Raw genomic sequence first — 384 nt, forward strand, 5'->3', positions numbered from 1 at the left:
AGCCGGTACAGCGTCACGCGCGACACATTGAGTTCGCGCGCCGCCGGCACCACGTGAAAGCCGTGGCTGGCCATCACCGTGCGGATCGCCTCGCGCTCCGCCTCCTCGCGGATGGCATCGAGCGTCTTGCGCGGCAACTCCACGCCCCCATGCAATTGCAGGTCTTCCGCAGTGATCTTGCGGTTGTCCGTCATGACGATGGCGCGCCGGACCCGGTTGATCAGCTCCCGCACGTTGCCCGGCCAGGCGTACTGCATCATCGCCTGCGTGGCGCACGCGGAGAAGCCGCGAATACGCCGGTGGGCCTCGTGCCCGTGCTCGGTCAGCACCGCGTTGGCCAGCAGCAGGATGTCTTCGCCCCGATCGCGCAGCGGCGGAATCGTC

General features: G+C 68.2%; 1 protein-coding gene. It reads right to left on the bottom strand.

Going from position 1 to position 384, the window contains the following annotated elements; translation table 11 throughout:
- A partial coding sequence (locus AB4Z35_RS31080; protein WP_442101308.1) for a helix-turn-helix domain-containing protein occupies positions 1–384 on the bottom strand: 384 nt, incomplete at both ends.

It is taken from the genome of Pseudomonas sp. KB_15, assembly GCF_052114525.1.
Classification (GTDB): Bacteria; Pseudomonadota; Gammaproteobacteria; order Pseudomonadales; family Pseudomonadaceae; genus Aquipseudomonas.